Below are 24,038 nucleotides of genomic sequence, written 5' to 3'. Positions count from 1 at the left end.
AGGGAAAACATGAAGATTTACCGATTATATTGGTGTTTTGTGGTTGCTTTTTGTTTAGCTGGTTGCCAGCCCACACCGCTCGTCAATACGCCAGTGCCACCCTCGCCAACGGAAGTTACATTAGCCACAGTTACGCCATTGCCATCGGTAACTGCGTTGCCAACACCTACTCACACGGCAACGGAAACGCCAACCGCGCTCCCTACCGCAACAGAAGAACCCTCGGTTACACTGCCCCCAGCTACAGCAACAACAACTCCTCAGCCCACTGCAACACAAGTAATAAACTGGGTAACATATGAATTTGAACAAGTTCAGATATCGTTACCCGCTACATTTCAGACTTTTGAAATAGACGAATTTCCGCTAGATGTTGCTGATGGTGTGGTAAGTGATGATTGTCAAACCAGATTGGATGATTCAGAATTAGCGTTTTCTGGAATCCTTTTGACAGCAATAGATATTTCGTCTGCGAATGATTCTCTTTCTTTTTTTCTCCTTGTAGAGGAGCAACTTCCACCAGCAACTACATTGGATACGACGTTGGAGCGTCTCGAAATATGTGACCAGTTTGATGATATTCAGAGCGAAATCGTAACCGTTAACGAGCTTCAGGTTGGACGTGTTGTTGTAGAGGCTGAGGCGCTTGGGTTTTCAATGACGCAAATTTCTTATCTTTTCCAGATTGGCAACCAAATGTGGTCGCTTATTTACACTTTTTGGTCAGAGGACGCTGAGACGCAGCTGCCTCTTTTGCAGCAGGTTGTTGAATCCTTTACGATTTTGTCTGAGTAGGTACTTTTTTTGCGCTACCCTCGTTGGATTTGGAAGATTGGCAATTTTTGCTATTTATTCCATAATGATTGGCAAGATTGTTAAACGAATGCTGGCTGCGGGGGTAATTGTTGATGCCGAAAAAGTACGGCCGTTACCAAATCGAATCTGAGCTAGGGCGGGGGGGCATGGCCACCGTGTACCTGGCCAATGATCCTCGCTTTGGCCGCAAGGTGGCGCTCAAGGTAATGTCCCGCGCCTTACGCGACGATCCCACGTTTCGTGGACGATTCGAGCGGGAAGCCCGCATCATTGCCACGCTAGAGCACCCAGCCATTGTGCCAGTTTATGATTATGGTGAGGTGGAAGATCAGCCGTTTTTGGTGATGCGTCACATACCCGGCGGCACGCTGGCGGAGCGGATCATTGCAGGGCCATTTACGTTGGCAACGGCCGTTCCCATCATTCGGCGGCTGGCGGGGGCGTTAGACCATGCCCACCAGCAGGGGGTCATCCACCGCGACCTGAAACCGGGCAATATTTTGTTCGACCAGTACGAGAACGCTTTTCTGACGGATTTTGGCATCGTCAAGCTGGCGGAAGGGAGCAGCACCAATCTGACAGGCAGCGGCGTCATTGGCACGCCAGCCTACATGAGCCCAGAGCAAATTCATGGGGAGCAAACGCTAGACGGCCGTTCCGACATCTACACGCTGGGCATCATCCTCTTCGAGATGCTCACCGGGCGCAAACCGTACCGCGCCGATACGCCCGTGAAGCAGATGATGGCGCATGTGCTGAACCCCATTCCCTATATTCGGGAGATGAAGCCGGAGCTGCCCGACGAATTTGAGCAGGTGATGCAGCGCGTGCTGGCCAAAGAGCGCAACCAACGCTTTGCCACCGCCACAGAATTGACCGAGGCAATCTCCCAGACGTTGCCCCGCGTGGCTCCCCCAGTTGCCCAATCGGTTCCTTCGACTCTGCCAATTGCCCAGGAAGAAGATCCGCCGACGGTTTTCATTGAAACGCCCAAACGCGCCACGCATCAGATGCCTACAATGGCGGCTGACCCATCCAACGGGTTGGTTCAAGATGAGGAATCTGCGGCTCAGAAACGGCCGTTCCGCTGGCTGGCTTGGGGGTTGCTGGGAGTGTTCTTGGTGGCAGCCGTTCTCTGGGGAATTAACAATCTGCGCCAGCTAGACCCAACGCCAACGGCTGAACACGTTGGACTGGTGCTGCCCACGCAAATCGTGCCAGAACCGTCCGTAACGATTGCACCTGCTGCTACGGCAACGGCCGTTCCCTCACCATCGCCTACACAATCGGTACTTTTGCCCACGCCAGCCATCACCACCATCGGCCAATCTGCCAACGGTGCGCCGCTGGAGGTGGTGCGTTTGGGCAGTGGCTCAACCACGTTACTGTTTGTAGGGGGATTGCACGCAGGGTTTGCCCCTGGCACGGTGGAATTGGCCAATCAGGTGATTGATTATTTCACTGAAAACCTGGCCGAAATTCCCCCGGAAATCATGCTGCTCATTTTACCCAACGTAAACCCAGACAGCCCCCGTGCGCCGGGCCAATTGGCAGGCCGTCTGAATGGCAATGGCGTGGATTTGAACCGAAATTGGGATTGCCGCTGGGTGGCCAATCCGCCCTGGGGCAGCGAGGCAGCGGTAGAAGGATTGGGTGGCTCGGAACCATTTTCTGAGCCAGAAATACGGAGCTTGTCCAATTTTATTGTGGCGCAGGAGAGTACGGCCGTTATCTTTTGGCAGGCGCGGTCGGCACAGGGGCTGGTTTCGCCAGGGGAATGCGCCGAGGACAGCACCGTCTCTCAAACGCTGGCCGATGTGTATGGCGGGGCAACTGATTATCGCGTGGCCGATTTTGAAGACCTCCTGAATACAGAGGTGCGCGGCGATGCCACCAACTGGCTAGACAGCCAGGGCATTCCCGCCATTTCCGTGCTCATTACCGATTACACAGCCACTGACTTCGAAGAAAATTTGGCGGCAATTGAGGCGGTGATGCAATTTTACGCCAACAGTGGGGTGGAGGAGTAAGTTTGGCAGGTCGGGTTTGGATTTTACTTGCTTGTTTGGGGATTATTTTGGCGGGCTGTTCAGTTGGGCAGACGGCCGTTCCTACTCAACTCCCCACCGTGGCAGTTTTGCCCACAGAAGTTGCCCAGCAGCCAACGTTGCTGCCTACTGCTACATTTGCACCGTTGCCGGCCACGCAAACGGCCGTGCCCACATCCACCACCTTGCCTACCGTCACGCCGGTTCTTAGCGAGGCGACGGCCGTACCGCAACCCACGGCTACCTTTGCTGCCTACGGGGTGGCACAAACGATTGGTACTTCTGTAAACGGCCGTCCCATCGAGAGCTACCGATTTGGCTTTGGTAGCCAGACCATTGTGCTGGTGGGCGGCATTCACGGCGGCTACGAATGGAACACCATCATCCTCGCTTACAACATGATTGATTACTTTTTAGCCAACCCAGACCAAATTCCGGCCAATATTTCGCTTTACATCATTCCCAGTGCCAACCCGGATGGGCAGTATGTGGTGACGGGCGTGGACGGCCGTTTCACCCCCGCCGACGTGAGCGGCGACATCCGCCCCGGACGGTTCAATGGCAACCAGGTTGATCTCAATCGCAACTGGGCCTGCGACTGGCAGGCCGAAGGTTTGTGGGGCGACACGGTGGTTAGCGGTGGTGCTGTCCCCTTTTCTGAACCAGAAACGGCCGCATTACGGACTTTCTTTTTACGGGAACAGCCAGCAGCTGTGCTGTTTTGGCACAGCAAAGCAGACGGCATTTTTGTCGGCAGTTGTGATGGAACCTTTCAACCTTCAGCAGAGATTGCAGAAATATACGGCCGTGCCTCTGGCTACACTGTTTACAGTGAATTTTCAGCTTACCCTATTACTGGTGACGCCAGCGATTGGCTAGCCACCCAAAACATCCCCTCATTCACGGTGGAGCTAAAAACGCGCAATGGTACCGACTGGGAAATGAATTTGGATGGAGTGCTGGCTCTGTTGGATTTTTACGGCCGTTAATCTTGCAACAACCAAGTAGCCGCGGTTTCTTACCGCGTTTTTACGCAGAAAGAATCTGCGGCTACTACTGAAACTTTCTGCCAAATTTGCCGTATATTAAATGTCCCAAACAGTGCCAAACCAAGCTGGCATTGATCCAAAAAAGTTCTCTTTCAGGTAAAATTGAAGCCAGAGAGCGCTGAATGTTAAATTTATCGCTCTTTGTGGTCAATTTTTATTTACTTCATTCAGACTTTTGAAGTTTCCTATTTGGAATTTGTTACCATTTAGCACAAAAATTTCAAAAGTCTTCCAAGGAGAACGACAATGGCCAATGTACAAAGAATTGTTCGTGGCGTCACCGAACTTGTTCAATCTGATGCGTTTGAGCAATTTCAAATAGATGCCAGGGACTTCATCTCCGCCCGCCAGGGTGGAGAATCTGCGGTGACCCAAATATCGCAGATGGCGGCAACGTTGGAAGACGCTGCCGAAGTGCTTAACCGCAGCTTTACCAAAGACGAGAAAGATTTACGCAAAGAGGTGACCAACGTCATTTCCCCAGTAGTCATTCCCAAACGATCGGGTTCTTACTTTTTTGCTCTTACCGTGCCAATGCTGTTCTTGTTCATCGGCTTGGCGGGGCAGCTTTTTGGCAGTGGCATTGATCTGTTGTTTGGATCGGGCATCGCTACTGCTTTCTTTGGCGCTCATTACTTTTTGCTGGTGCTGCTGTTTGCCGCGCTCAACGTGGCCCGCGCCCGCATTGTCATGGTGCCAGACGGCAGCCACGCCCTCATTACCAAATTTGGCAAGCTGGAAGAAGTTGTTGGCCCTGGTCGCAAATTTCTTGGCTTCCACCCCCGCCGCAAAGTGAGCTACATTGTTAACACCACCAAAGAGTATCCCTACAATGCTCCCATCCGCGAAGCGCCAACCTCTGGCCGCGTCAATGCCTCTGTTGACCTCTTCCTCCAATTTCGCATTGAGGACCCAGTTGAGTTTATTTTTACCCTGGGTGGCGTCAATGGTTTCTCCGAGAAGCTGCACAATGCTATCAGTGAGGTAACCCGCGCCCTCATTTACGAGCAAAAAGCGGAAGGAATTTACGATTTGATTGGTGAAAGCACGCAAGGCATGTTGGAAACGCTCAATCGGCAGTTTCTGCCTGCCGTGCGCTTTGTTAATGCCAACATCACCCACGCCGAACCGTCTAGCCAGGAGTACCGCATGGATTTGGCAGCCGCCGAAGTGGTGAAGGTTGCCAAAGAAGCCTACACTTACCAATACGAACTGGAACTGCGTAAAAGTCAGGATGAGGGTGATTTGAACAAGGAGCTGGCCTCTTTACGCCAAACGCATTCTGAAATTCGGGCAGAGATTGCTACTTCACAAGCAGAGATTGATACCGCTCAAGAAAAAGCGATCAACCACGCCAACGCCTATGCCCGCCAACTACTGGTCGAAGCACGTAGCGAGGCACAGGCTAACGCGGCTTTGCTTGAAGCCCAGGCACTCGATATTCGTACCGTCAACAGTGCGTACTATCCAGAAATTTTGGAGTATCGGTATAAGCGAGAGGTGCTAGACAAGATTACGGCCGTTGCTGATAAGCTCCCCCAAATTGTAAACTTGGGCGAGGCGGATCAAAACAAAATTGATTTCATGGAAGTAGCCCGCCAAATGATGGGTATTCAAGATAAACCGCTTTATACCGAAGAAGACATCAAGGCAATTCGCGCCCGCGCCAACGAAATTATGGCGCGCATTAAAGAGCGTACGCCCAAGCTCAATAGTTTGGTTGAAAGAGATGAAGATATGCTGTCTATGGCCGATATTGACCCCACAAAAACGGCCGAATTAGAAGCTGTGTTGCCCCCTGCGGCCGTCATTGAGAACGAGAATAGCGGGGAGGGAGGAAGCTAATGGCTGTTAGAGAAAGTTTTTCACGCATTAAAGAAGTAGTCGGTACCTGGGACAACATCCAGCGTTTGCTTCGCTCCGGCGACGGTGGCTCCCTGGTTCCCGTTGTCATCCCCAAGGATCGGCGGCGCATGACCTATCTGGTCTGGTTTGCATTCGGATTCTACTCGTTCATTACCAATTTGCTGCTGTTCGGATTTTCCGGTGCTGGCATCGGGTTTGGCATTCTTAGCCTTGTGTTCTTTTCTTTGATTGGCGCATTTGCCTGGTGGCGCAGTGCCATTGTGGAAATTGAACAAGGCACCACGGGCGTGCTTTCGCGCTGGGGAAAAATTGAAGGTTCCCTAAAGCCGGGTCGCCGCTTGCTGTGGTGGCCGTGGGAAAAGGTGGAATATATCGTGGATACCTCCACAGAAATTCCGTACACGGCTCCTGTTTTGGCTTGCCCCACGCATGAAAATGTGCCGCTCAAATCCATTGAGTTCTTTTTGAAGTTCCGCATCATTGACCCGGTGCTGTTTGTGCGACACATTGGTGCCAGCAACTACGACATGGTGCTGAGCAGTGCCGTGCAGGACGCGATTCGTAATCGCAGCCGCCAAGTAGAAACGGCCAACGCCTACGATTTGCGCGGCAGCAATGTAGACGACATGCGCGAGACGCTGAACCGGCAGATGAGCCGGTACGGTGTCAAAATTACGGGTGCAAACATCCCCGACGTGCAGTTGCCAAACCAGTACCAGCAAAATTTATCTACCCGTGAGCGGGTGGCCAAAGAGCTGGTAGCCTACGAGAAAGAGTGGGAACTGGTGCGGAAGCGCCGTCAGGATGCGCTGCTGCTGGAAATTGAACGCGCCAAGAAGGAACGTGACGAGAAGCGCATTGCCGTGCAGGAAGCGATTAACAAAGCGCGGGAAAGCGTGGCCCAAATGCTGCAACAGCGCGAGGCAGAAGCTGAAAAAATCCGGCTGGAGATTGAAGCAGAAGGCCGCGCTGAATTGAAATCTGCTGAGAATGAAGCACGGGCGCTGCATCGGTTGGGACAATCGTACAAGGATAACCAGGCGGTGCTGCAATATGAGCTGGCTGTCAAACGGCTGGATGTGGCCGAAGATTTACTCCGCAGCGCACCCCGCCCGGTAATTGTGAATCAAGCAGGTGGCGACCAAAATTCGGCGTTAGCGACGCTGCTCATGGCTCAGCTACTGCCGGAAACGCTGCGCGAAGCCAGGGAACGTGCCGAAAACGGTGATGTACTGCCTCGCTACGGGGGCAGGCGGTCGCTAGATCAAAGCAGTAGTTCTAATGGCTAAACAACTCGGATAGAAAAAACAGGGTTAGATAGTAAGAAACAGAAAATTGAAGTCCGATTTGTTTGAAGAAATCGGACTTCTTTTTTAGTTGCGGGCGGCGCGTGCCCAGCCAATGCCCAGGACGATGACCAAGAGCAGCAATATACCAATGATGATGAGATAAATTGTGCTTGGCGTGTTGTTTGTGGGGGGTATATTGATATCTGGCACGGCCGTTTCCCGCAAAACTCTGGTGGGACGTGGGGCAGGCTGGGTTGGGTCAGGTTCAGGCGTAGCGGCGACAGCCACAGCGGCGTCTGGTTCTGCGGTGGGTTGTGCTTCATCTGGTACGGCCGTTGGCATCGGTGTGTTGGTGGGCGGAAGGGCTGTTTCTGCTGCGGCTTGAGCCGTTGGTTCAGGCTGAGACGCTGCTTCGGTGGGTGTAGGCAATGTTTCAGCCACTTCACCACCGTTTCCGTCAATGGCAAAGTAAACGCCTGTGTATTTTGCCCCTTGCTGCCGCCCTTCTGGGTAGCGACCAAACAACTCAACTTTGTAGAAGGGAAATCCTTCCGAAATGGTTGTGTCCAGTAACTCTGTTTGCGTCCAGGCACCGCCAGTCGAGGTAGATTGATCAATATCGAGTGGCACCCAAACGGCCGTCCACGGCCCATCTGCTGAACTGCCCCCATAAATTGTGACTGCGGCTCGGTCAATCCACTGCGTCACCCAATGAATCTTGAATTGCAGATGCGTCAGCGATGGATCTGCGGCCACAACCTGGTACAGGTAGGAATCCACACCATCCTGTCCAGTACCACCCCCCTGACCAGAGCCAAAGGCCAGTCGCGCGGAGGTGCCAATGACCTGATCAGGCGATGGATTGGATTGCTTTTGACTGAGGGACCAGATGACATTGTTGCCTGCCGCGTCGGTCCAACCAGCCAAACTTGGCCTGTTACCTTCACGGAACCAGGGATTTTCGATGAGATTGTTTTCGGGTAGAGGGTCTACGATTGTTTGGGCAAGTACGGCCGTACCTGAACCCAAAAGAGCAAGCAAAATTAAAATTGAAACAAGAACACGGTTTTTAATCATTTGCACCATTACTCCATCCAATACGTTGATGATTGTCAAACATACAACGGGAAAGATTGTAAAAAGGTTCCCGACGCAGAAGTTTAGCAAATTTAGCTTAATAATTGGATGAAGAAATGGAAAGAAAAAGAGGTGCTATCTACTATCCACAGCGTCTCTTTCGGTGGCAAGCGGTTGATGTACAAAGATGTTATCAAAACCGAAAAGAAGTAAAGCAAAAGGGCTAGGGTGCAAATCCTAGCCCTTGCCGTCTATTCCCCCACTAGCTACTAATTAGCCAGTGGGGGCAAGCTATGGTTTCACGATGATCACGACTATGACCACCATATCTCACCTCCAATCAGATTCATTGGAGGCTTCTCATTTGACAAGCTACTAGCCAGTAGCTTATACTAAGTCTGCTATAATTTAATGAGTGCATCCAATTGCACCAAATATGAGACCCGCCCCGCAAAGGCGGGTCTGTTTGTTTCTACTGCCTCAATTTTAGCTCCCGCATGAGCATTGGCAATGGTCAGTCAGGATCAACCCAAATTTCTCAAAAATGTTCTATTTTGTTCCTAAAATGATCCATTAGTGGCTAAAATCACATAAATGATCTAGATTGATCCAAGAAATATCAATAATGATCCAAATTGATCCACTGAGTTAGAAAAATGATCCAAATTGATCTATCAATTATCATTACTGATCTCTATTGATCCTTCAACAATTTTCATCTTCTGATAATTTGAATGCAGCTTTCGCAAAGTGTTGTAGTTGGCATTTATTAACTCAGCGATGCGCCCCAGCTTTAACTTACCCCCACGTTTTAATATCTCCTCCCTGAATTCAAACCAATCATTAGGAAGAGAGGTTGCTGGGGGTGTCAACCCATAAAAATCATCTTTATCTATTGGTTCACCAAACTCGGTGCTGGGAGCCAACTCAAATCGAATGTATGGCAGTAATTCATCTTTGAAGCGAGGGTATGTTTCTATAAGCCCACGAAATATTGTAGAAAGAACGTTTATGCCGATCTGATTTAATGGGGCTATCTTTATCTTTATTCTTGGGGCTAGGTCTATTGGATTTACATAGTTGTCTTTTGCGGCATTTTCTTGAAATATTTCGTTTGCCAAGCTCTCATCCATGCCAATACCGATAATTATAATAGCATCCTCAACTACTGAATCGTTGATAAAGTTACTTAAGTCTTCCTGAGCTTGGCTAACGATAGAGCTAAAACTTTGGCCTATAAATTCGCTATAATTAAGGTGATTTGTTCGGATTTTGGTGTTATTCCGTTCTACTCTAGGGATTGGCTTAATATGCCCGATGAGTATATTTTTTTCAGGTATTTGTTGGGCAGCTAGGTTGTCCATAGATTGTGGTATCTGCCGATTTGATTCAGACAATATTCTATACTGTCTATTTGAACCATCACCAATCATTCTATTTATTTCGCTTTTGAGCTGACCCGTCGATATATCAAATTCAAGATCAATGACTTGAAATTCTTGAACATTCACGATTTTCACCTATAATAAAAACAACAATTCAATAAACAATACAAAGCAACGCCCCCTTTAGCTCTCACACTTGCGGGGCGTTGTGTGTTTATTTTACCAGTGAAATTTAGAGAAGCACAAAGGGGGTTGCTTGTCATGCCCCCGGCCAAAGATACTGACAAGAAAAAGAACAAAAAAGCCTAGAAAATCAGCTAGGCTTTTTAGCTTCTACGGGGGCTAGGGGCAATTCACATAGGTTTGTTATCTATATAAATCCGTAACGTTATAGAGGACTGGCAGTCCTGATGAGCGATTTTGGAGCAACAGCCAAATTGAGGACTGCCAGTCTTTAATACACTGGTTTAGCCTGCGCCGCTGGCACCACCACCGGCGGCACCCGCAGCCCCGCCTGCGCCAGCAGCCGCGCCTCCTGAGGAAGCCGAGTTGCCAGTCATAGCGACGAAGGCAGTCATGTGGTCACTGCCAGAGCGGCTCGCTGCGTGGAAGTAGGGTGGCACTTCAGTCCAGCCCTCCTTTTGGAAGAATTTGGCCCATTGGTGCAGCAGGCCGTAGCTGGCTGCATAGGGCAAAAACTGATTGAATATATTCGTGCCGCCAACGGCCGCTTTTTTGCGCGTCACGTCTTTCATGTAATCATGAAAGCTTTGCCACTCGTCGGCCATCATTTTGGCCTCATCGGTCAAAATGGTGAAGGCGTGTCCTGTCGCCATCCAAACTGCAAAGAGAGTAAACAGGCTTATGCCGATGATGACAGGCCAGGCACCAAACTGCTCTACCAATCCAATTGGTAAGCCGATCATGGCAATGATACCCAAAATAAAGAAGATGAGACTGCTGCCCATGATCCATTGCCTGCGCGATTTGCGAGCCGGATCAATGTATCCTGCAGCTTTTAGCTCGGCTTCTAGCGGTTCAGTGAACTTTTTCCACTGCTTGCCGGTAACCGTGCCGCTGAGTTTAGACATTTTTACGGCCGTTTCCCGCCCCTTCTTCGTCTCAAACAGCAAATCCAGAAGACCCTGCTCGTGCGGCCGTAGCCCGCTAGGAGCCATTTTTTGCTGCACAATCACAAAATCCTGCCCTTGATACCATTTTTTATCTTTCACTTCTTCGATGCTTAAGATGCCACGATCGGCCAGGTCGAACAGGGTGGCAAGGGCGTTGCTCCAGGCAGGTTTGGCCCCGTGCCCGTTGAGCACGCCAGCCATTGCTGGGGGCAGATCGTTTGGTGGTTCGTAGAGAACGGCCGTACTTTTGTGCGTTTTAGGCTGATGGTTCCGATAAACCCACCACGCGCCCAGCGAGCCAACTGCCAAAATGAAAACCCCAGCCCCAATCCACAGCGGGGCGAGCGCATTTTGCTCGGCTTGCCGCACTTGCCAGGTGGGCGGGGCAGAAATCAGGCTGCCCGCTGCAAACTGCATGTCAAAAACCATCGTCTCATCAGATTCGATGTTTTGGCGGCTAAAAGTGACCACATTGCCGCTGCGCTCAACCTGCACTTGCCCGGTGGTAACGGTTGGTGTCTCTAGCAAATTGGCAACTGTTGGGTAGGTAACTGTGACGGTGCTGCTGTCAATGGTGTACTCAAACTCATCTGGCAGCGGTTGGTAGCGGAGCAAATCAACGCCATCCTCTTGGCGAACCACGCCAAGCATCCGGTATTCCAGCACAAAGGTGCGCGTACTGTTGGCTGTTGGTTCCAGGTGCCAGGTTACGCGAATGTCGCTGCCGCTTTCAATTTCAACTTGCCCAGCGTTGGTGCCCTGGGGGTAGGTACGGCCGTCCACCGACGCCGACAAAATCTCAACCCCATCCGTTTTACTGGTTGGCAGCTCACGAAACACGAACGTAAATGGCTCGCCTACAAATGTGAAAACCACCGTTTCTGTAACTAGCAATGATCCATCTGATTGAACGACTACATCCACGTCGAAACGATCGGCACTGTACGATTTATCTTGGGCAAAAGCAGCAGGTACGCTAAACAGCAGCGCACCAGAAAGTAATATCAAAGCTATCAACTTACGCCACATAGTTCGCTCCTTTTATTTGCAAAATTGGGAAGGGTTATGCCCAAATATGGGCGAAAAACTAGAAAATCTACTATTTTCTACGAAATATGGGGGTGTTGAGTTGCAAAAACTACTCTAACTCAATTTCTTCGGGCGGTTCCTCGTTGGCTAACCCACCGGCTAAACTAGACAGCATATCTTCGATTGCTTCAATGACATCATCATCCAAAAAAGATGAATCACACTGCTCGCAGACCCAAACAGGTACATCTTCAATCATCACTTCTTCGCCGTTAATTTCGGTTTTGTAGGTTGTCGTTTCTTGTAGCATGACACCTTTGCATACAGAACATTGCATGTTTCAAATTTCCTTATTGGGCAAATTTGGTATTAGAAGTTCAACTTTTGTCAAAAGTTGAACTTCTTTAGACGGTATCCCAATTTGTGGAAAATTCAACTTTTTAGGAAGGAATCAGGCTGCGGTTTTGCGTGTAGAAGGCAAAATCTTGTTCGGTATCCAGATCGAACTGGAAGCTAGGCAATTGTAAGATGCGGCAGGCCAGCCCCAACCGAGCCGCTTCTTGTTGATGGTAGTGGAAGCTGTTACGGCCGTAGCCAAACCGAAACTCCCAACCCGTTGGCACAATCAATCCATTGGTGCCCTGCTGCTGCCGGTCGCCACATAAGATGGCAGTGGTTTGGGAAACGGCCGTTGTCACCTGTGCTACCAACGCAGCCAATTCATCTTGCTGCAAAAATGGCAAATCAGATGGCAGCACCAGGCAGTGGCTGGCACCATTTTGGGTTGCCAACGTCACTCCGGCGGTTACGGCACCGTTCAAGCCGCTGCCTGGCGGTTCTGCCAAACAGCGGCAGCCAAACCGTGCCGCCATTTTTGCCACGATGCGGTCTGGAGTAATAACGGCCGTTTCTCCCAACAGCGGTACTGTTTGTAGCAAACTCAGCGTGCGATCTAGCAAGTGTAGCGTCAATTCCGCTCTTTCTGGCTGTGACAGCATATTACTTAGCCGGGATTTGGTTTGCAGTAGCGACTTGACGGGCAGGATTGTCCAAAGTTTCATTGAAATAGTTCGTGAAAATTCGCGTCATTCGCGGCAAAAGATTTACTTTTGGCTGGACCAAAACTGTGTGGTGAAAACGGCCGTTACGTCCACGTCACCCGGCAGCGATTCGTACATTTGCAGCATATCTGCCAACGCTTGCCACTGTGCCTCCGTTTGCCAGCCATAGCCTTCGGGCGAGATGGCATCTGCCAATTCAGTATCCAGCATGAAGCGCATGTGGGCGGCGTCCGCATCCTCGCCAGCGTATTGCAGCACGATTTGCACCGCCTCATCCGGGTTCTGTTGCGCGTATTCAATGCCGCGCAGGACGGCGTTCATGAAACCTTGCAGCATTTCTGGGTCGGATTCGATGAGCGCTTCTGTAGCTACATAGGTTAGACCCAGCGTCGGCACGCCGTAATCGGCCGCTTCCCACTGCACCACGTCAAATCCCCAGCCACGAATCAAATTCGGCTCGTTCGATTTGAAAACAGGATAGACGTCTACCAGCCCTTCCGTTAACGTGCGCGGATCGAAACCGACGTTGACCAGCTCTACGTCAGCTTCCGTGAGGCCATTGGCGGCGAGCAGGGCAAACAAATCGGGTGGTGGCGTGCCTTTGAAGCCAACGCTGTGCCCGGCCCAGTCGGCGGGGGCGTTTATGCCGCTGTCTGCCAGGGCCACAAATGCTTGCTGCCCGCGCTGGCCGATCAGCCCAATGGAAACCAGCGGCAATCCCGGATCGGCGCGACGCTGTAGCAAAACGGCCGCATCTTGCGTCGTTACCTGCACTTCACCAGCCGCTAGAAGCTGAAGATGCTCACCACCGCCAGCCGAATGCTCGATTGTGACGGCTAGCCCTTCTTCAGCAAAAAAGCCTTTTTCCTGGGCAACATACGCACCCACAAACGGTAAATTGGCCTGAGGGCGAAATCCAGCCATAAAAGTCATTTCGCGTAGAGCTTCTTGCCCTCCGGCTTGGCAGCCTGGCGATAGAAATATGATGAAAAATAAGGTGATTAGTCGGTTTCGTTGCAAGAATGCTTCTCCTAAATGAACTTTTAAAGCGGAACACAGAGACACACGGAGAAGAAAAAATCTGTGTTAATCTGCGTAATCTGTGGCTAAGTCCCAAAACAAAAATCGTTTTTCCAGCCAGACGATGGTTTGGTAAACGGCCGTACTCAACCCGGTCAAAATAAACACAGCGGCAAACAGGGCGGGCGTGTTCAGATTGGTGTAGGCCAGCCACATGGTCCGGCCCAGGCCGCTGGATGCACCCATCCACTCTGCCACCACCGCCCCGATGAGTGCCAAAGGCCCCACCACGCGCAGTGCCGCAAACAGAAACGGCCGTGCGCCAGGCCACCGCGCCTGCAAAAAAATCTCCTGCGGCGTGGCGTTGAGCGAGTGCAGCCAATCTAGCAAAGCCCCATCCACCGAACGAAAGCCGGTGAGGGCGTTGATGAGTACCGGGAAAAAGGTGAGCAGTGCCGTCACGATTACTTTTGGCGCGGGGCCAAAGCCCAGCCAAATTGTCAAAATGGGGGCAATGGCAATGATGGGCGTGGATTTGATGAGAATCGCCAGCGACATGACCCCTTGCTCCAACTGCTGCCAAAAGGTGATGAGGACGGCCAGCGCCAGCCCAACGGCCGTTCCCAAAATCAGCCCCGCCACTGCCTCTAAAAACGTGACCCCGCCCGCCAGCAGCAAATCGCCCAAATGGGAGAATAGATAGCCGAAAACGGCCGTTGGCGCAGGAAACAAATAGGCGGGAGTGTCTGTGAGGCGAACGGCCGTTTCCCACAGCAGAAACGCGCCAACCAGCAAGCCCACTCCCGACCAATTCCGTGGACGGCGGCGATTGAGGGCAGGTTGAGGCAGCGTTACTCCCTTGATGACTTCCTCACTGGCCATGCACCCGCTCCTGGCGCAGCAATGCCCGCGCCTGTCGCAACAGCGTTTGGAATTGTGCGCTGGTGTCGTCGCGGGGACGGGACAGCGGTACGGCAATTTCGCCCGCAATCGTGCCGGGGCGGGGCGTCATCGCCAGCACGCGGTCAGACAAGCGAATGGCTTCGTGCAAGTTGTGGGTAATCCACAGCACCGTTGGCCGGAACTGCTGCCAAAGCTGCAGCAGCTCCTCGGCCAGCAGCTCCCGAGTTAGCTCGTCCAGCGCGGCAAACGGCTCATCCATCAGCCAAACGGCCGCTCCCGTTGCCAGCGTGCGCGCCAGTGCCGCCCGCTGCTGCATCCCGCCAGAAAGCGTGAGCGGATACACGTCGGCAAACTCGGCCAGGCCAACCATTTTGAGCAGTTCGTGCGGCTGCGGCATCGTTTCTGCGTTCTGCTGCGGATTGATTTTTTGAGCAAGTTGCACATTTTCCAGCACGGTGCGCCAGGGCAGCAAGGCCGCTTGCTGGGCCATCCAGCCAATCTGCTTGGCGGCGCGTGCCACCGCTGGCGGCTGCCCATCGAGCCACACAGAGCCTTCTGTGGGCAGTTGCAGCCCGGCAATGAGCCGCATCAGGGTAGATTTGCCGCAGCCGCTGACGCCAATCAGGCTCACAAATTCGCCCGTCTGGATGTGCAGATTGATGTTTTGCAGGGCATGGGTAGCGTCGTAGCGATGGATTAGGCTACTCACGCGAATGTCTAATGAATTCATAATCAACTTAATGTGCTGTGGCTGGACTCCTGACCGCGCTACTGGGCGGCACGGCGAGGACGCCGGCCGCAGCGAGTAGTGTGTTATGTTCTTCACGCACGCCCCAGCCCTTGCTGCCCGCTGATGCGCTGTGGCGTGATTTGTACGGCCGTCCAGCCCTCAATTTGGCAGAGTTCTGGCTGCTGGTCAGCACCCTGGCCCAGGTAGCGCACCGCCAGCCGCTGCCGCAGCCCGGCCAGCCCGCCCTGAACCTGGCTGCCTGCCACTGCTCTGGCCGCGCCCACCACAAAGGCACGGCGCAGCGGCGGCCACGGCTCGTCAATCGTTAGCGAAACCTGGCTCGATTCGGCAACCACTTGCTTCCACTGCGCCCCTGGCGAGGCAGCGACCCAAAAGGAACGGCCGTCCCATTCGTACCACAGCGGCAAAACGTGGGGCGTGCCGTCGGCACGCACGCAGGCCAGCCGGGCGCGCCACGGCCCCCGCAAAAATTGTTCAATTTCGGTCTGGCTCAAGGCGCGGTTAGGGCCGATTTGCTCGTTGATGGCCCAGCCGTAGGGCTGGTAAACAGTTGCCCCCAGCCGGAAAGAGATGCGTGCCGCCGCCTGCTGCACCAGCTTTTTAATCTCGGTAACGGCCGTTGGCTCACCACGAAAGACGGGCACACTCACCTGCACAGCGGCAATCGGCTGCACGCCGTCGGCGCAAATGGGGCAGGCAAGTTCGATGGTTTCGGCCGTTTCTTGCGTGGCGGTGCCTTCTGTGCGGAACTGGGTGAAGACGGCCGTTTGCTGCGCTACCTTCTCCGGTAAACCCGCCAGCAGCAGCCGCCCGCCGGGGCTGCTTTCGGCACGTTCTCGCTGCCCCAACCGGTAGATGGCACGTACCCGGTGAATGCCTTCCCGCTGTGCCAGTAGAACCGTTTCATTGCGATCTAACCAGAGGAGAACGGCCGTTTCCGCCAAATTAATCAGCCCCATCTCTGTCTCAAACGCCGTGATGAGCGGCTCCAGCCCCGGTGCCTGTCGCGGCAGCAACGCCCACAGCGCCGAGCCAAGCCGATATTTGCCCCGACTGCCACGCTGCTCAACGTAGCTCCGCGCCTTCAGCGTGTTCAGCAGCGCAAACAGCCCACTTCGTGAGATGCCATCCAGTTGCGCCAAAAGCTCCGTTGCGCTCATGCCATCTGGCGCAGCGCTCAACGCTTCCAAAATATTCAGTGTTCGTTCTGCCGCCGGAACCTGCTTCGAGTAATCCATAATCTGCATGGGTAGGTGACAGGCACTTTTAAAGTGCCTGTCACCTAGTTAGTCCACTATAAAAAACAGACATCCATTATACCGGACAAACCCCAAATTCCCCAATCCGCCGGTAGGGGCGAGGCAATCGGCCATGATCAAACCCCTAGCAAACAACCTCCTCACCGATTGCCTCGCCCAAGAATCCCGATTAGAATATTCTGCAATTAAGGGCATCCGCCAATTGCCCAGCCAAACCCAACACGGAGCAAGCCAGTGCCACAAAAAGATGAACGCCAACACGCCCAACTGCTTGAAGAAATGAAAGCACATTTCAACTTAGCTGAGATTCGCACACTCTGCCTGAATTTAGAGGTGGATTTTGATGAATTGGCTGGTGAAGAAAAAAGCAGCAAAATCCGCGAACTGATTTTATACATGGAGCGCAAGGGGCGTTGGGCAGACCTCTTAGCCGAAGTCAAAGCCAGCCAGCCTAAAGTTGGCAGCATCAAAAACCTCGTACCGCCGCCACACATTCCCTACCACCAAAACAAACTGTTTACCGGGCGGGAAGAGTGGCTAACCAAGCTGCACGACGCCCTGCACCAGGATGAACCCGTTGCCGTGACGCAAGCGGTTGCCGGATTGGGTGGCGTGGGCAAGACCCAACTGGCGCTGGCCTACTGCTACCGCCACCTCAATGATTACGACCTGATCCAGTGGCTGCGTGCCGATGACGCCGTGACGCTGGGCGGCGAGCTGGCCGAACTAGCCTATCGACTGGGGCTGGCCCGCCGCAGCGTGACCGACCAGCCCGCGCTGCACCAACTGGCCCTCAACTGGCTGCACACTACAAACAAACGGTGGCTGCTGGTGTATGACAATGCTGACGCCATCCAGCCCAACGAACTGCGGCCGTTTTTACCCAAAATGGGGCACGGTGCTTGCCTCATCACCAGCCGCAACCCCAACTGGGGTGGCCTGGCGCAAACCCTGCGCCTGACCCACTTTAGCGACGCCGAGGCAGTAGCCTTTTTGCTGGGACAATCAGAGATGAGCAGCGAGGCGATTGCCGCCCACCCACAGGGTGCGGACGCGAAAGCGTTGGCCCACCTGCTGGGCAACTTGCCGCTGGCGTTGGAACATGCCCGTGCTTACGTGGAGCAAACAGGCTGCACCCTGGCCGATTACGCCAGCTATTTTGCCAACGAGCGGGCGGAACTGTGGGGCGAGGAGTTGTCCCCTCCGGCCGATTACGATGAAAAGACAATCATCACTACCTGGGAACTGGCCTTTGCCCAGGCCAAACAAACCCCCGGCGCGGCCGAACTGCTGAACCTCTGCTGCTTTTTGGCCCCGGACGATATTCCGCTGGATGTGATCATGGCGGCTGTTGAAGCGGTTCGCGAACCGCCCTTGCCGGAAGAATTGATTGCGTTGGCCGAGAGCAAATTGAAGCTGGACAAAGCGATTGCCGCCCTGCGCCGCTACTCCCTGCTGGCACGGGATGGCGACAGGCTGACCTTGCACCGCATGGTGCAAACCGTCGCCCGCGACCAGATGCAGCTGGAAATCAGAAAAAACTGTACAAAGATAACTGTAAGTTTGCTGCTGCAAGCATTGCCGCATGGTCAACCCGATCTAACGACTTGGGAGCACAATAGTCACCTATTACCTCACCTTCTAGCCGTAATCGATGAAGCTGAAAAAATAGTACCAATGTTTGAGAAAACAAGTGTGCTTTTGAGCATTGCGGAAGGGTTGCTTTTTTACTCGGGTTTTACAATATTGCAACGGAAGCTGGGTAGAATTCATAAATCGCTGGAACCAGGCGATCTTATGGTGGGACTAGATATCCATTCTCTAGGAGCAATGTTGCTAGAGCGCGGCGACTACGAGGCGGCACGGCCGTATTTGGAACGCGCCGTGGTCATCGGTGAAGAATCACTGGGGACAAAAAATCCTATTGTGGCAAGCCGACTTAACACTCTAGGGCAACTACTGCAAGCAAAAGGGGAGCCCGATGCAGCACGGCCGTACCTGGAACGTGCCCTGGCGATAGATGAAAAAGCATTGGGGCCAGACCATCCCAATGTTGCGATTCGGCTCAACAATCTGGCTACGCTGCTGCAAGCGGTGGGGGAGTATGGGGCGGCACGGCCACTCATTGAACGCGCTCTTGCCATTTGTGAAGCAAAGCTGGGGGCAGATCATCCCAACACCAACATCGTGCGCGGCAATTTGGCGGCGTTGTTGGCTGAAATGGAAGGCAAGTCGTAGTAGGGGCAGGTCTCAGACCTGCCCCTACCAATTCACCTATCCAAAAATTGCACGCGGCTGGGCCAGGGGACGCGGGTTTTCTCTTTTTCCTCCGCAGGCCAGCCCAGCGTTAGCAGGCCCTGCGGCTCCCAATCCGGCGGCAACTTTAATGTTTGCTGCACCAGTTCCGGTACAAAGAGCGGGGCGCACAGCCAGCAGGCACCCAACCCGGCGGCGTGGGCGGCCAGCCACAGCGTTTGCGCCGCCATCGCCACGCTTTGCACCGTCATCGTGCGCTCGGCTAGGCTGCGGCGGGGATCAGGGTAGCTGTCCATATCGGCCATGCTCAAGCAAACCACAATCAGCACCGGCGCGCCGGTAATGCGGGCAAAAGAGCGGGCTACGTCCCGCTCAATAACGTCTGGCGGGTCGCCGTCGGCGGTGCGGTCGGCGCGGAGGCGCTCACCCATGGCGCGGGCCAGCCTCTCTTTGCTGGCGGGGGCATTTAGCACGGCAAAGCGCCACGGCTGGCGGTTGTGGGCGGAAGGGGACCAGGCGGCGGTTTCCAGCAGTTGGTTTAGCAGGTCTGGCGGCACGGGTTGGTCTCTGTAGCGGCGAATGGCGCGGCGGCTGCGCGCCAGTTGAATGAAATCGGTTAGCGTTGCATTTGTCATGTGGGGAGTATAGCCAATTTTCTTGGAACAACCCTGGCCGCACTGTAAAATGGAATAAAAAACAGGCCACGGATTACGCGGATTTTTTGGATTATTTGGTTCTAAATCTGCGTAAATCCGTGAAATCCGTGGCTAAAAAGTAGGAGCTGGGCATGAGTCAGGAAGCGTACATTTTTGAGGCAATTCGCACGCCGCGTGGGCGGGGGAAGCAGGATGGGGCGTTGCACGGGGTTCCCCCGGTGGATTTGCTAGCAACGTTGCTGCGCGAAATGCAGCAGCGGCATGAATTGGATACCTCGCAGGTGGATGACGTGGTGCTGGGCTGCGTAACCCCTATAAATGATCAGGGGGCGGATATTGCGAGAACGGCCGTTCTCTATGCCGATTGGGATGTGGATGTGCCCGGCGTGCAGTTGAACCGCTTCTGTGCCTCTGGCTTGGAAGCTGTGAATATGGCCGCTATGAAAGTGCGCTCCGGCTGGGAGGAGCTGGTTGTGGCGGGCGGCGTGGAATCCATGTCCCGCGTGCCGATGGGTTCCGACGGTGGCGCAATGATGATGGATCCCAAAGTCAGCGACAAAATCAACTTCGTGCCCCAGGGCATTGGCGCAGATTTAATTGCCACGCTGGAGGGGTTTGGCCGCGAAGATGTAGACAGCTTTGCTGTGCGTTCGCAGCAGCGGGCGGCCCACGCCTGGGAAAATGGATACTTTCAAAAATCAGTCGTGCCGGTTGCCAATGAAGATGGGCAAACCGTTTTGGAAAAAGATGAGCACATGCGGCTAGGCACCACTCTCGAAACATTAGGCAAATTAAAACCTGCCTTTGTAAACGTCGGCGAGATGGGTTTTGATGACCGCGCCTTGAAAAAATACCCTCAAGTGGATGCTATTAATCACATTCACACGGCCGGAAACTCATCTGGCATTGTAGATGGCGCTTCGCTAGTGCTTATTGGCTCCAAAGCAAAAGGCGAAGCATTGGGGTTGAAGCCCCGCGCCCGCATTCGCTCAGCGGCGTTGGTGGGCACGGAGCCAACCATCATGCTCATCGGGCCAGGGCCAGCCTCGCAGAAGGCACTTAAGCTGGCTGGCATGGACGCTAAAGATATTGATCTGTTTGAAATTAACGAGGCGTTTGCCTCGGTGGTGCTCCGGTTTATGCGCGACATGGACATTGAAGGGGTAGAAAATATCAACGTGAACGGTGGCGCAATTGCATTAGGGCATCCGCTGGGGGCGACGGGGGCCATGCTGCTGGGTACGGTGTTAGATGAATTGGAGCGCACGGATTTATCTACGGCGCTCATTTCCTTGTGCGTTGGGGGCGGCATGGGTATCGCTACCATCATTGAGCGTGTTTGATTTTGGGCCACAGAGGGCACAGAGCGAAAAGAGAATATCTCAGGACTTACGCACTGCTCTGGCCGGTCTCCTGACCGAGCCAGCTAGGCGGCTCGGTGAGACACCGGCCGCAGCTTCTAAAATGCGTAAGTCCTATATCTCTAAAACCTCTGTGCCCTCTGTGGCAATTTCCCACTCTTTGCCAGGATTGGCGATCTGATTGATAATGAATGGTGGTTTGTAGAAGCATTCGCTTCTACTAGCCAAAAAACAAAATCAGGAAGAGAGAAAGCAATATGGCAGACAAATCACTTGATAAAGGTTCAAGTGGCGAAGATATTCGCTACGATCACAAATGGGGCTTTACCGATACTTATTTTAAGGTGAATCCCGACAAAACCGTGACCGTGACTGGCAGCCGGTATGCGCTGTCTGGCACGGTGATGCACGAATTTTTGCCCTTCGTCGAGGAAATGCTCGACATTAAATTAGACTTCGACAACTTAAAGCCAATTGTGCAGGACAAGCCTGTGCTCCCGGCCAGGCTAAACGACGGCTTTTACCAGGCTGTACAAGCCCAACTTTCCCCGGAACAAGTTTCTGTTGATGATCGCCAGCGGCTGATCCACAGCCACGGCCAGACGACGGCCGATGAGGTGTACAAGGTGCTGTATGGTGTGCTGGAGCGGGTCGTAGACCTGGTGCTGTTCCCGGAAAGTCAGCAAGATGTGGAACTTATCATCGAATTGGCTGGGCAGCATGATGTTTGCCTGGTTCCTTACGGGGGCGGCACCAGCGTTAGCTGCGCCCTGCAGTTGCCACAAAATGAAGACCGCTCTATCGTCTCTGTGGATATGCGGCGCATGAACAAAATTTTGTGGATTGACCACGAAAATTTCCGTGCAGGCGTGCAAGCAGGTATCTCTGGTAAAGATTTAGAAGAGCGGCTAGAGCGGGTTGGCTACACCAGCGGCCACGAGCCAGACAGCCTGGAGCTGTCTACGCTGGGTGGCTGGATTGCCACCAACGCCAGCGGCATGAAGAAAAATCGGTACGGCAACATCGAGGACATTGTAGAATCTGTGACGATGGTGACGCCACGCGGTGTGATTGAGCAGGGGCCAGCGATGCCGCGTCAGTCGCTAGGCATTGACCCCAAGCATGTAGCGTTTGGCAGCGAGGGGAATTTGGGCATCATTACCAGTGCGGTGATCAAAATTCATAAGCTGCCAGAGGCCAAAAAGTATGGATCGCTGGTGTTCCCAACTTTCCAGAAAGGCACTGAGTTTTTGTATGAACTGGCGCAGACGGGCACCCTGCCAGCCAGCATTCGCCTGTTAGATAACATACAATTCCGCTTTGGCTCGGCACTCAAAGGAGAACCAACCCGCATGGAGGCAATCATCGGGGAAATTCAGAAGTTTTTCTTGCTGAAGGTGAAGGGGTTTGATCCAAATGAACTGTGTGCCGCCACGATTGTGATGGAGGGGACGCAGGAAGAGGTCAATTACCAAGCGAAGCTTATCAATCGGTTGGCAAAGCGGCATGGGGGCATTGCCGGCGGTTCAACCAATGGCCAGCGAGGGTACATGCTGACCTATGCGATTGCCTATATTCGGGACTTTTTGACGGATTTCCACATCATTGGCGAAACGTATGAGACGACGGTGCCGTGGAACAAGGTGCAAGCGGTGATTGATGCGGTAGCGGCTATGGTGGATCAGAAGCACAAGGAACATAATTTACCGGGACGGCCATATATTTCCCCACGTATCACGCAACTGTACCATACCGGGGTGTGCATTTACTTCACGCATGGTTTTTCTACGATGGGCGTTGAGAATCCAGACGAAATTTTTAGCCAGATTGAACATACGCTGCGGGAGACGATTATGGCGGCGGGTGGTTCCATTTCGCACCATCATGGCGTGGGCAAAATTCGCAAAGATTTTATGAAACATGCGATTTCCCCGGCAGCTACACAGCTGATTAAAGAGATTAAGCAGGCAAACGATCCGCAAAATATCTTTGGCATTCGGAATAACGTTTTTGCCGAATCAGCCGAGCCAGAATTAGCTACCGAGTAAAGGTAGAGAAGATGTGAGCGCAAGCTCATTAATATGAACTAAAATGGAACGCAGATTTCCCTGATCTTTTTTGTTAGGAAGAGCAGGGGAATCTGCGTCCTGTTTTCGAAGGAGCTTATATGAATAATAGAGCATTGCGCGGCGTGCTGTTGGGCGCGTTTGGCGCGTTGATTTTAATTTTGATTGTAGGGGTTGTTTTGTTGCTGCGGGGGGATGAGGATACGGTCGCTTCAACGGAGCCGACTTTTGTTGCTGTAGCGGATGTTCCTACGGACGTGCCGGAGGCAGACACGGCCGTTCCCGCCTCGCCTACAATTTTACCCCCGGCCATTGTAGAAATTTTACCAACCAATACGCTAGAACCCACTAGCACGGCGACGGCAACGCCTGTGCCTACGGAAACGCCGCTGCCCACGAGTACGGCAACGGCCGTTCCCCCAACTGTTGTACCGCCAACGGCCGTGCCTGCCACGGCTACCCCTGTTCCACCTACCAACACGCCTGTTCCGGCCGGGCCGCAGCCCACAAATGCCAATGGATTGGTCGGAGAAAGCTTTGTTTTGCAAGATTGGCGCACATCACTGACGCCGGGAGGGCAAATCTGGTACGAATGGCGCGTGGGCAACACCACAGGCGGGGGCGTGTCTTACTCCACCATCGGCGTCATGCCCCGACGGGACGGGCAGGATATTGTGGCCTGGTACCAAAACAACTGGGGGGGCAACAACGACGTGATGCCACCAGAGGGTTTGAGTTGGCCATCGTGGATGTCTATCCCGGAAGCTGGTGATTACACCTTGCGGCTGGTGGTCTGCTTCGATGGGTTTGAAACCTGCTTAAACGGGGGCGGTACGTTCCACACGCTTTCACAGGAGATACCCATTAGCATTCGGTAACGTGGTGTGCTATTGTGACAAGTACAATTTTCAGAAATCGTATTTCTCAAACCAGTTCTGTTTTCTCTGGTAGATTACTGAGAAATACGATTTCTTCGTTTGAAAACTTCTCTCAGATTTCTCAAAATCCAGTAG

At 53.2% G+C, this 24,038-nt stretch carries 19 protein-coding genes; 9 read left to right on the top strand and 10 right to left on the bottom strand.

Going from position 1 to position 24,038, the window contains the following annotated elements; translation table 11 throughout:
- Positions 1-9 precede the first annotated feature (9 nt).
- The 5 genes from ACOQPM_RS05255 to ACOQPM_RS05235 all read left to right on the top strand — a co-directional run bounded on the left by ACOQPM_RS05255 (position 10) and on the right by ACOQPM_RS05235 (position 7,068).
- Positions 10-795 carry a hypothetical protein gene (locus ACOQPM_RS05255; RefSeq protein ID WP_420628179.1) on the top strand — a complete coding sequence of 262 codons (786 nt, stop codon included), beginning with the start codon at positions 10-12 and terminating at the stop codon, positions 793-795.
- Between the two features lie 113 nt (positions 796-908).
- Positions 909-2,846 (top strand): protein kinase domain-containing protein, encoded by a 1,938-nt coding sequence (locus ACOQPM_RS05250; RefSeq protein ID WP_420628253.1) that lies wholly within the window; start codon positions 909-911, stop codon positions 2,844-2,846.
- 2 nt (positions 2,847-2,848) lie between these two features.
- Positions 2,849-3,853 carry a M14 family zinc carboxypeptidase gene (locus tag ACOQPM_RS05245; RefSeq protein WP_420628178.1) on the top strand — a complete coding sequence of 335 codons (1,005 nt, stop codon included), beginning with the start codon at positions 2,849-2,851 and terminating at the stop codon, positions 3,851-3,853.
- A 306-nt stretch (positions 3,854-4,159) separates the two neighbouring features.
- Positions 4,160-5,758, top strand: coding sequence for an SPFH domain-containing protein (locus tag ACOQPM_RS05240; RefSeq protein WP_420628177.1), 1,599 nt, complete (start codon positions 4,160-4,162; stop codon positions 5,756-5,758).
- A complete protein-coding gene (locus tag ACOQPM_RS05235) occupies positions 5,758-7,068 on the top strand; it encodes an SPFH domain-containing protein (protein ID WP_420628176.1) in 1,311 nt (436 codons plus the stop codon). Before ACOQPM_RS05240 ends, ACOQPM_RS05235 begins: the two co-directional genes overlap by 1 nt.
- An 84-nt stretch (positions 7,069-7,152) precedes the next feature.
- Here the strand turns inward: ACOQPM_RS05235 and ACOQPM_RS05230 are convergent, their stop codons facing one another.
- The 9 genes from ACOQPM_RS05230 to ACOQPM_RS05190 form a co-directional block, all read right to left on the bottom strand.
- Positions 7,153-8,145, bottom strand: coding sequence for a hypothetical protein (locus ACOQPM_RS05230; RefSeq protein WP_420628175.1), 993 nt, complete (start codon positions 8,143-8,145; stop codon positions 7,153-7,155).
- Between the two features lie 674 nt (positions 8,146-8,819).
- Positions 8,820-9,656, bottom strand: coding sequence for a hypothetical protein (locus ACOQPM_RS05225; protein ID WP_420628174.1), 837 nt, complete (start codon positions 9,654-9,656; stop codon positions 8,820-8,822).
- 341 nt (positions 9,657-9,997) lie between these two features.
- Entirely contained in the window at positions 9,998-11,692 is a 1,695-nt protein-coding gene (locus ACOQPM_RS05220; RefSeq protein WP_420628173.1) for a DUF2207 family protein, read from the bottom strand.
- Between the two features lie 109 nt (positions 11,693-11,801).
- Positions 11,802-12,029 carry a type II toxin-antitoxin system MqsA family antitoxin gene (locus ACOQPM_RS05215; protein ID WP_420628172.1) on the bottom strand — a complete coding sequence of 76 codons (228 nt, stop codon included), beginning with the start codon at positions 12,027-12,029 and terminating at the stop codon, positions 11,802-11,804.
- Between the two features lie 103 nt (positions 12,030-12,132).
- A complete protein-coding gene (gene cofC, locus ACOQPM_RS05210) occupies positions 12,133-12,753 on the bottom strand; it encodes a 2-phospho-L-lactate guanylyltransferase (RefSeq protein ID WP_420628171.1) in 621 nt (206 codons plus the stop codon).
- 42 nt (positions 12,754-12,795) lie between these two features.
- Positions 12,796-13,773, bottom strand: coding sequence for an ABC transporter substrate-binding protein (locus tag ACOQPM_RS05205; RefSeq protein ID WP_420628170.1), 978 nt, complete (start codon positions 13,771-13,773; stop codon positions 12,796-12,798).
- 66 nt (positions 13,774-13,839) lie between these two features.
- Positions 13,840-14,655, bottom strand: a complete 816-nt coding sequence (locus ACOQPM_RS05200; RefSeq protein WP_420628169.1) for an ABC transporter permease — start codon at positions 14,653-14,655, stop codon at positions 13,840-13,842.
- Complete coding sequence (locus tag ACOQPM_RS05195; RefSeq protein WP_420628168.1) at positions 14,645-15,406, bottom strand: ABC transporter ATP-binding protein; 762 nt, start codon at positions 15,404-15,406, stop codon at positions 14,645-14,647. Before ACOQPM_RS05195 ends, ACOQPM_RS05200 begins: the two co-directional genes overlap by 11 nt.
- A gap of 92 nt (positions 15,407-15,498) precedes the next feature.
- The gene (locus tag ACOQPM_RS05190) at positions 15,499-16,665 is read right to left on the bottom strand and encodes a pyridoxamine 5'-phosphate oxidase family protein (protein ID WP_420628167.1); all 1,167 of its coding nucleotides are present in this window, start codon (positions 16,663-16,665) and stop codon (positions 15,499-15,501) included.
- Between the two features lie 255 nt (positions 16,666-16,920).
- Between ACOQPM_RS05190 and ACOQPM_RS05185 the strand changes: the two genes are divergently transcribed.
- Positions 16,921-18,924 carry a tetratricopeptide repeat protein gene (locus tag ACOQPM_RS05185; RefSeq protein ID WP_420628166.1) on the top strand — a complete coding sequence of 668 codons (2,004 nt, stop codon included), beginning with the start codon at positions 16,921-16,923 and terminating at the stop codon, positions 18,922-18,924.
- Positions 18,925-18,956: 32 nt separating this feature from the next.
- On the opposite strand, the gene ACOQPM_RS05180 is transcribed toward ACOQPM_RS05185, so the two are convergent.
- Positions 18,957-19,577 (bottom strand): nitroreductase family protein, encoded by a 621-nt coding sequence (locus tag ACOQPM_RS05180; RefSeq protein ID WP_420628165.1) that lies wholly within the window; start codon positions 19,575-19,577, stop codon positions 18,957-18,959.
- 152 nt (positions 19,578-19,729) lie between these two features.
- Between ACOQPM_RS05180 and ACOQPM_RS05175 the strand changes: the two genes are divergently transcribed.
- From ACOQPM_RS05175 to ACOQPM_RS05165, 3 genes are all read left to right on the top strand, one after another.
- The gene (locus ACOQPM_RS05175; RefSeq protein WP_420628164.1) at positions 19,730-20,941 is read left to right on the top strand and encodes an acetyl-CoA C-acetyltransferase; all 1,212 of its coding nucleotides are present in this window, start codon (positions 19,730-19,732) and stop codon (positions 20,939-20,941) included.
- Between the two features lie 275 nt (positions 20,942-21,216).
- On the top strand, positions 21,217-23,007 hold the full coding sequence (locus ACOQPM_RS05170) for an FAD-binding oxidoreductase (protein ID WP_420628163.1): 1,791 nt from the start codon (positions 21,217-21,219) through the stop codon (positions 23,005-23,007).
- Positions 23,008-23,126: 119 nt separating this feature from the next.
- Positions 23,127-23,903 (top strand): hypothetical protein, encoded by a 777-nt coding sequence (locus tag ACOQPM_RS05165; RefSeq protein ID WP_420628162.1) that lies wholly within the window; start codon positions 23,127-23,129, stop codon positions 23,901-23,903.
- The last annotated feature ends 135 nt before the right edge of the window (positions 23,904-24,038 follow it).

Origin of the sequence: Candidatus Leptofilum sp., assembly GCF_965223525.1 — a bacterium.
Taxonomy (GTDB): Bacteria; Chloroflexota; Anaerolineae; order Promineifilales; family Promineifilaceae; genus Leptofilum.
This window is presented reverse-complemented; position numbering and strand designations above follow the sequence as displayed.

What these genes read in the sequence shown, in the direction of transcription:
- ACOQPM_RS05255 (WP_420628179.1), top strand. Translation starts at nt 10, where the DNA reads ATGAAGATTTACCGATTATATTGGTGTTTTGTGGTTGCTTTTTGTTTA.
- ACOQPM_RS05250 (WP_420628253.1), top strand. Translation starts at nt 909, where the DNA reads ATGCCGAAAAAGTACGGCCGTTACCAAATCGAATCTGAGCTAGGGCGG.
- ACOQPM_RS05240 (WP_420628177.1), top strand. Translation starts at nt 4,160, where the DNA reads ATGGCCAATGTACAAAGAATTGTTCGTGGCGTCACCGAACTTGTTCAA.
- ACOQPM_RS05235 (WP_420628176.1), top strand. Translation starts at nt 5,758, where the DNA reads ATGGCTGTTAGAGAAAGTTTTTCACGCATTAAAGAAGTAGTCGGTACC.
- ACOQPM_RS05230 (WP_420628175.1), bottom strand. Translation starts at nt 8,145, where the DNA reads ATGATTAAAAACCGTGTTCTTGTTTCAATTTTAATTTTGCTTGCTCTT.
- ACOQPM_RS05220 (WP_420628173.1), bottom strand. Translation starts at nt 11,692, where the DNA reads ATGTGGCGTAAGTTGATAGCTTTGATATTACTTTCTGGTGCGCTGCTG.
- ACOQPM_RS05215 (WP_420628172.1), bottom strand. Translation starts at nt 12,029, where the DNA reads ATGCAATGTTCTGTATGCAAAGGTGTCATGCTACAAGAAACGACAACC.
- cofC (WP_420628171.1), bottom strand. Translation starts at nt 12,753, where the DNA reads ATGAAACTTTGGACAATCCTGCCCGTCAAGTCGCTACTGCAAACCAAA.
- ACOQPM_RS05200 (WP_420628169.1), bottom strand. Translation starts at nt 14,655, where the DNA reads ATGGCCAGTGAGGAAGTCATCAAGGGAGTAACGCTGCCTCAACCTGCC.
- ACOQPM_RS05195 (WP_420628168.1), bottom strand. Translation starts at nt 15,406, where the DNA reads ATGAATTCATTAGACATTCGCGTGAGTAGCCTAATCCATCGCTACGAC.
- ACOQPM_RS05190 (WP_420628167.1), bottom strand. Translation starts at nt 16,665, where the DNA reads ATGGATTACTCGAAGCAGGTTCCGGCGGCAGAACGAACACTGAATATT.
- ACOQPM_RS05180 (WP_420628165.1), bottom strand. Translation starts at nt 19,577, where the DNA reads ATGACAAATGCAACGCTAACCGATTTCATTCAACTGGCGCGCAGCCGC.
- ACOQPM_RS05175 (WP_420628164.1), top strand. Translation starts at nt 19,730, where the DNA reads ATGAGTCAGGAAGCGTACATTTTTGAGGCAATTCGCACGCCGCGTGGG.
- ACOQPM_RS05170 (WP_420628163.1), top strand. Translation starts at nt 21,217, where the DNA reads ATGGCAGACAAATCACTTGATAAAGGTTCAAGTGGCGAAGATATTCGC.
- ACOQPM_RS05165 (WP_420628162.1), top strand. Translation starts at nt 23,127, where the DNA reads ATGAATAATAGAGCATTGCGCGGCGTGCTGTTGGGCGCGTTTGGCGCG.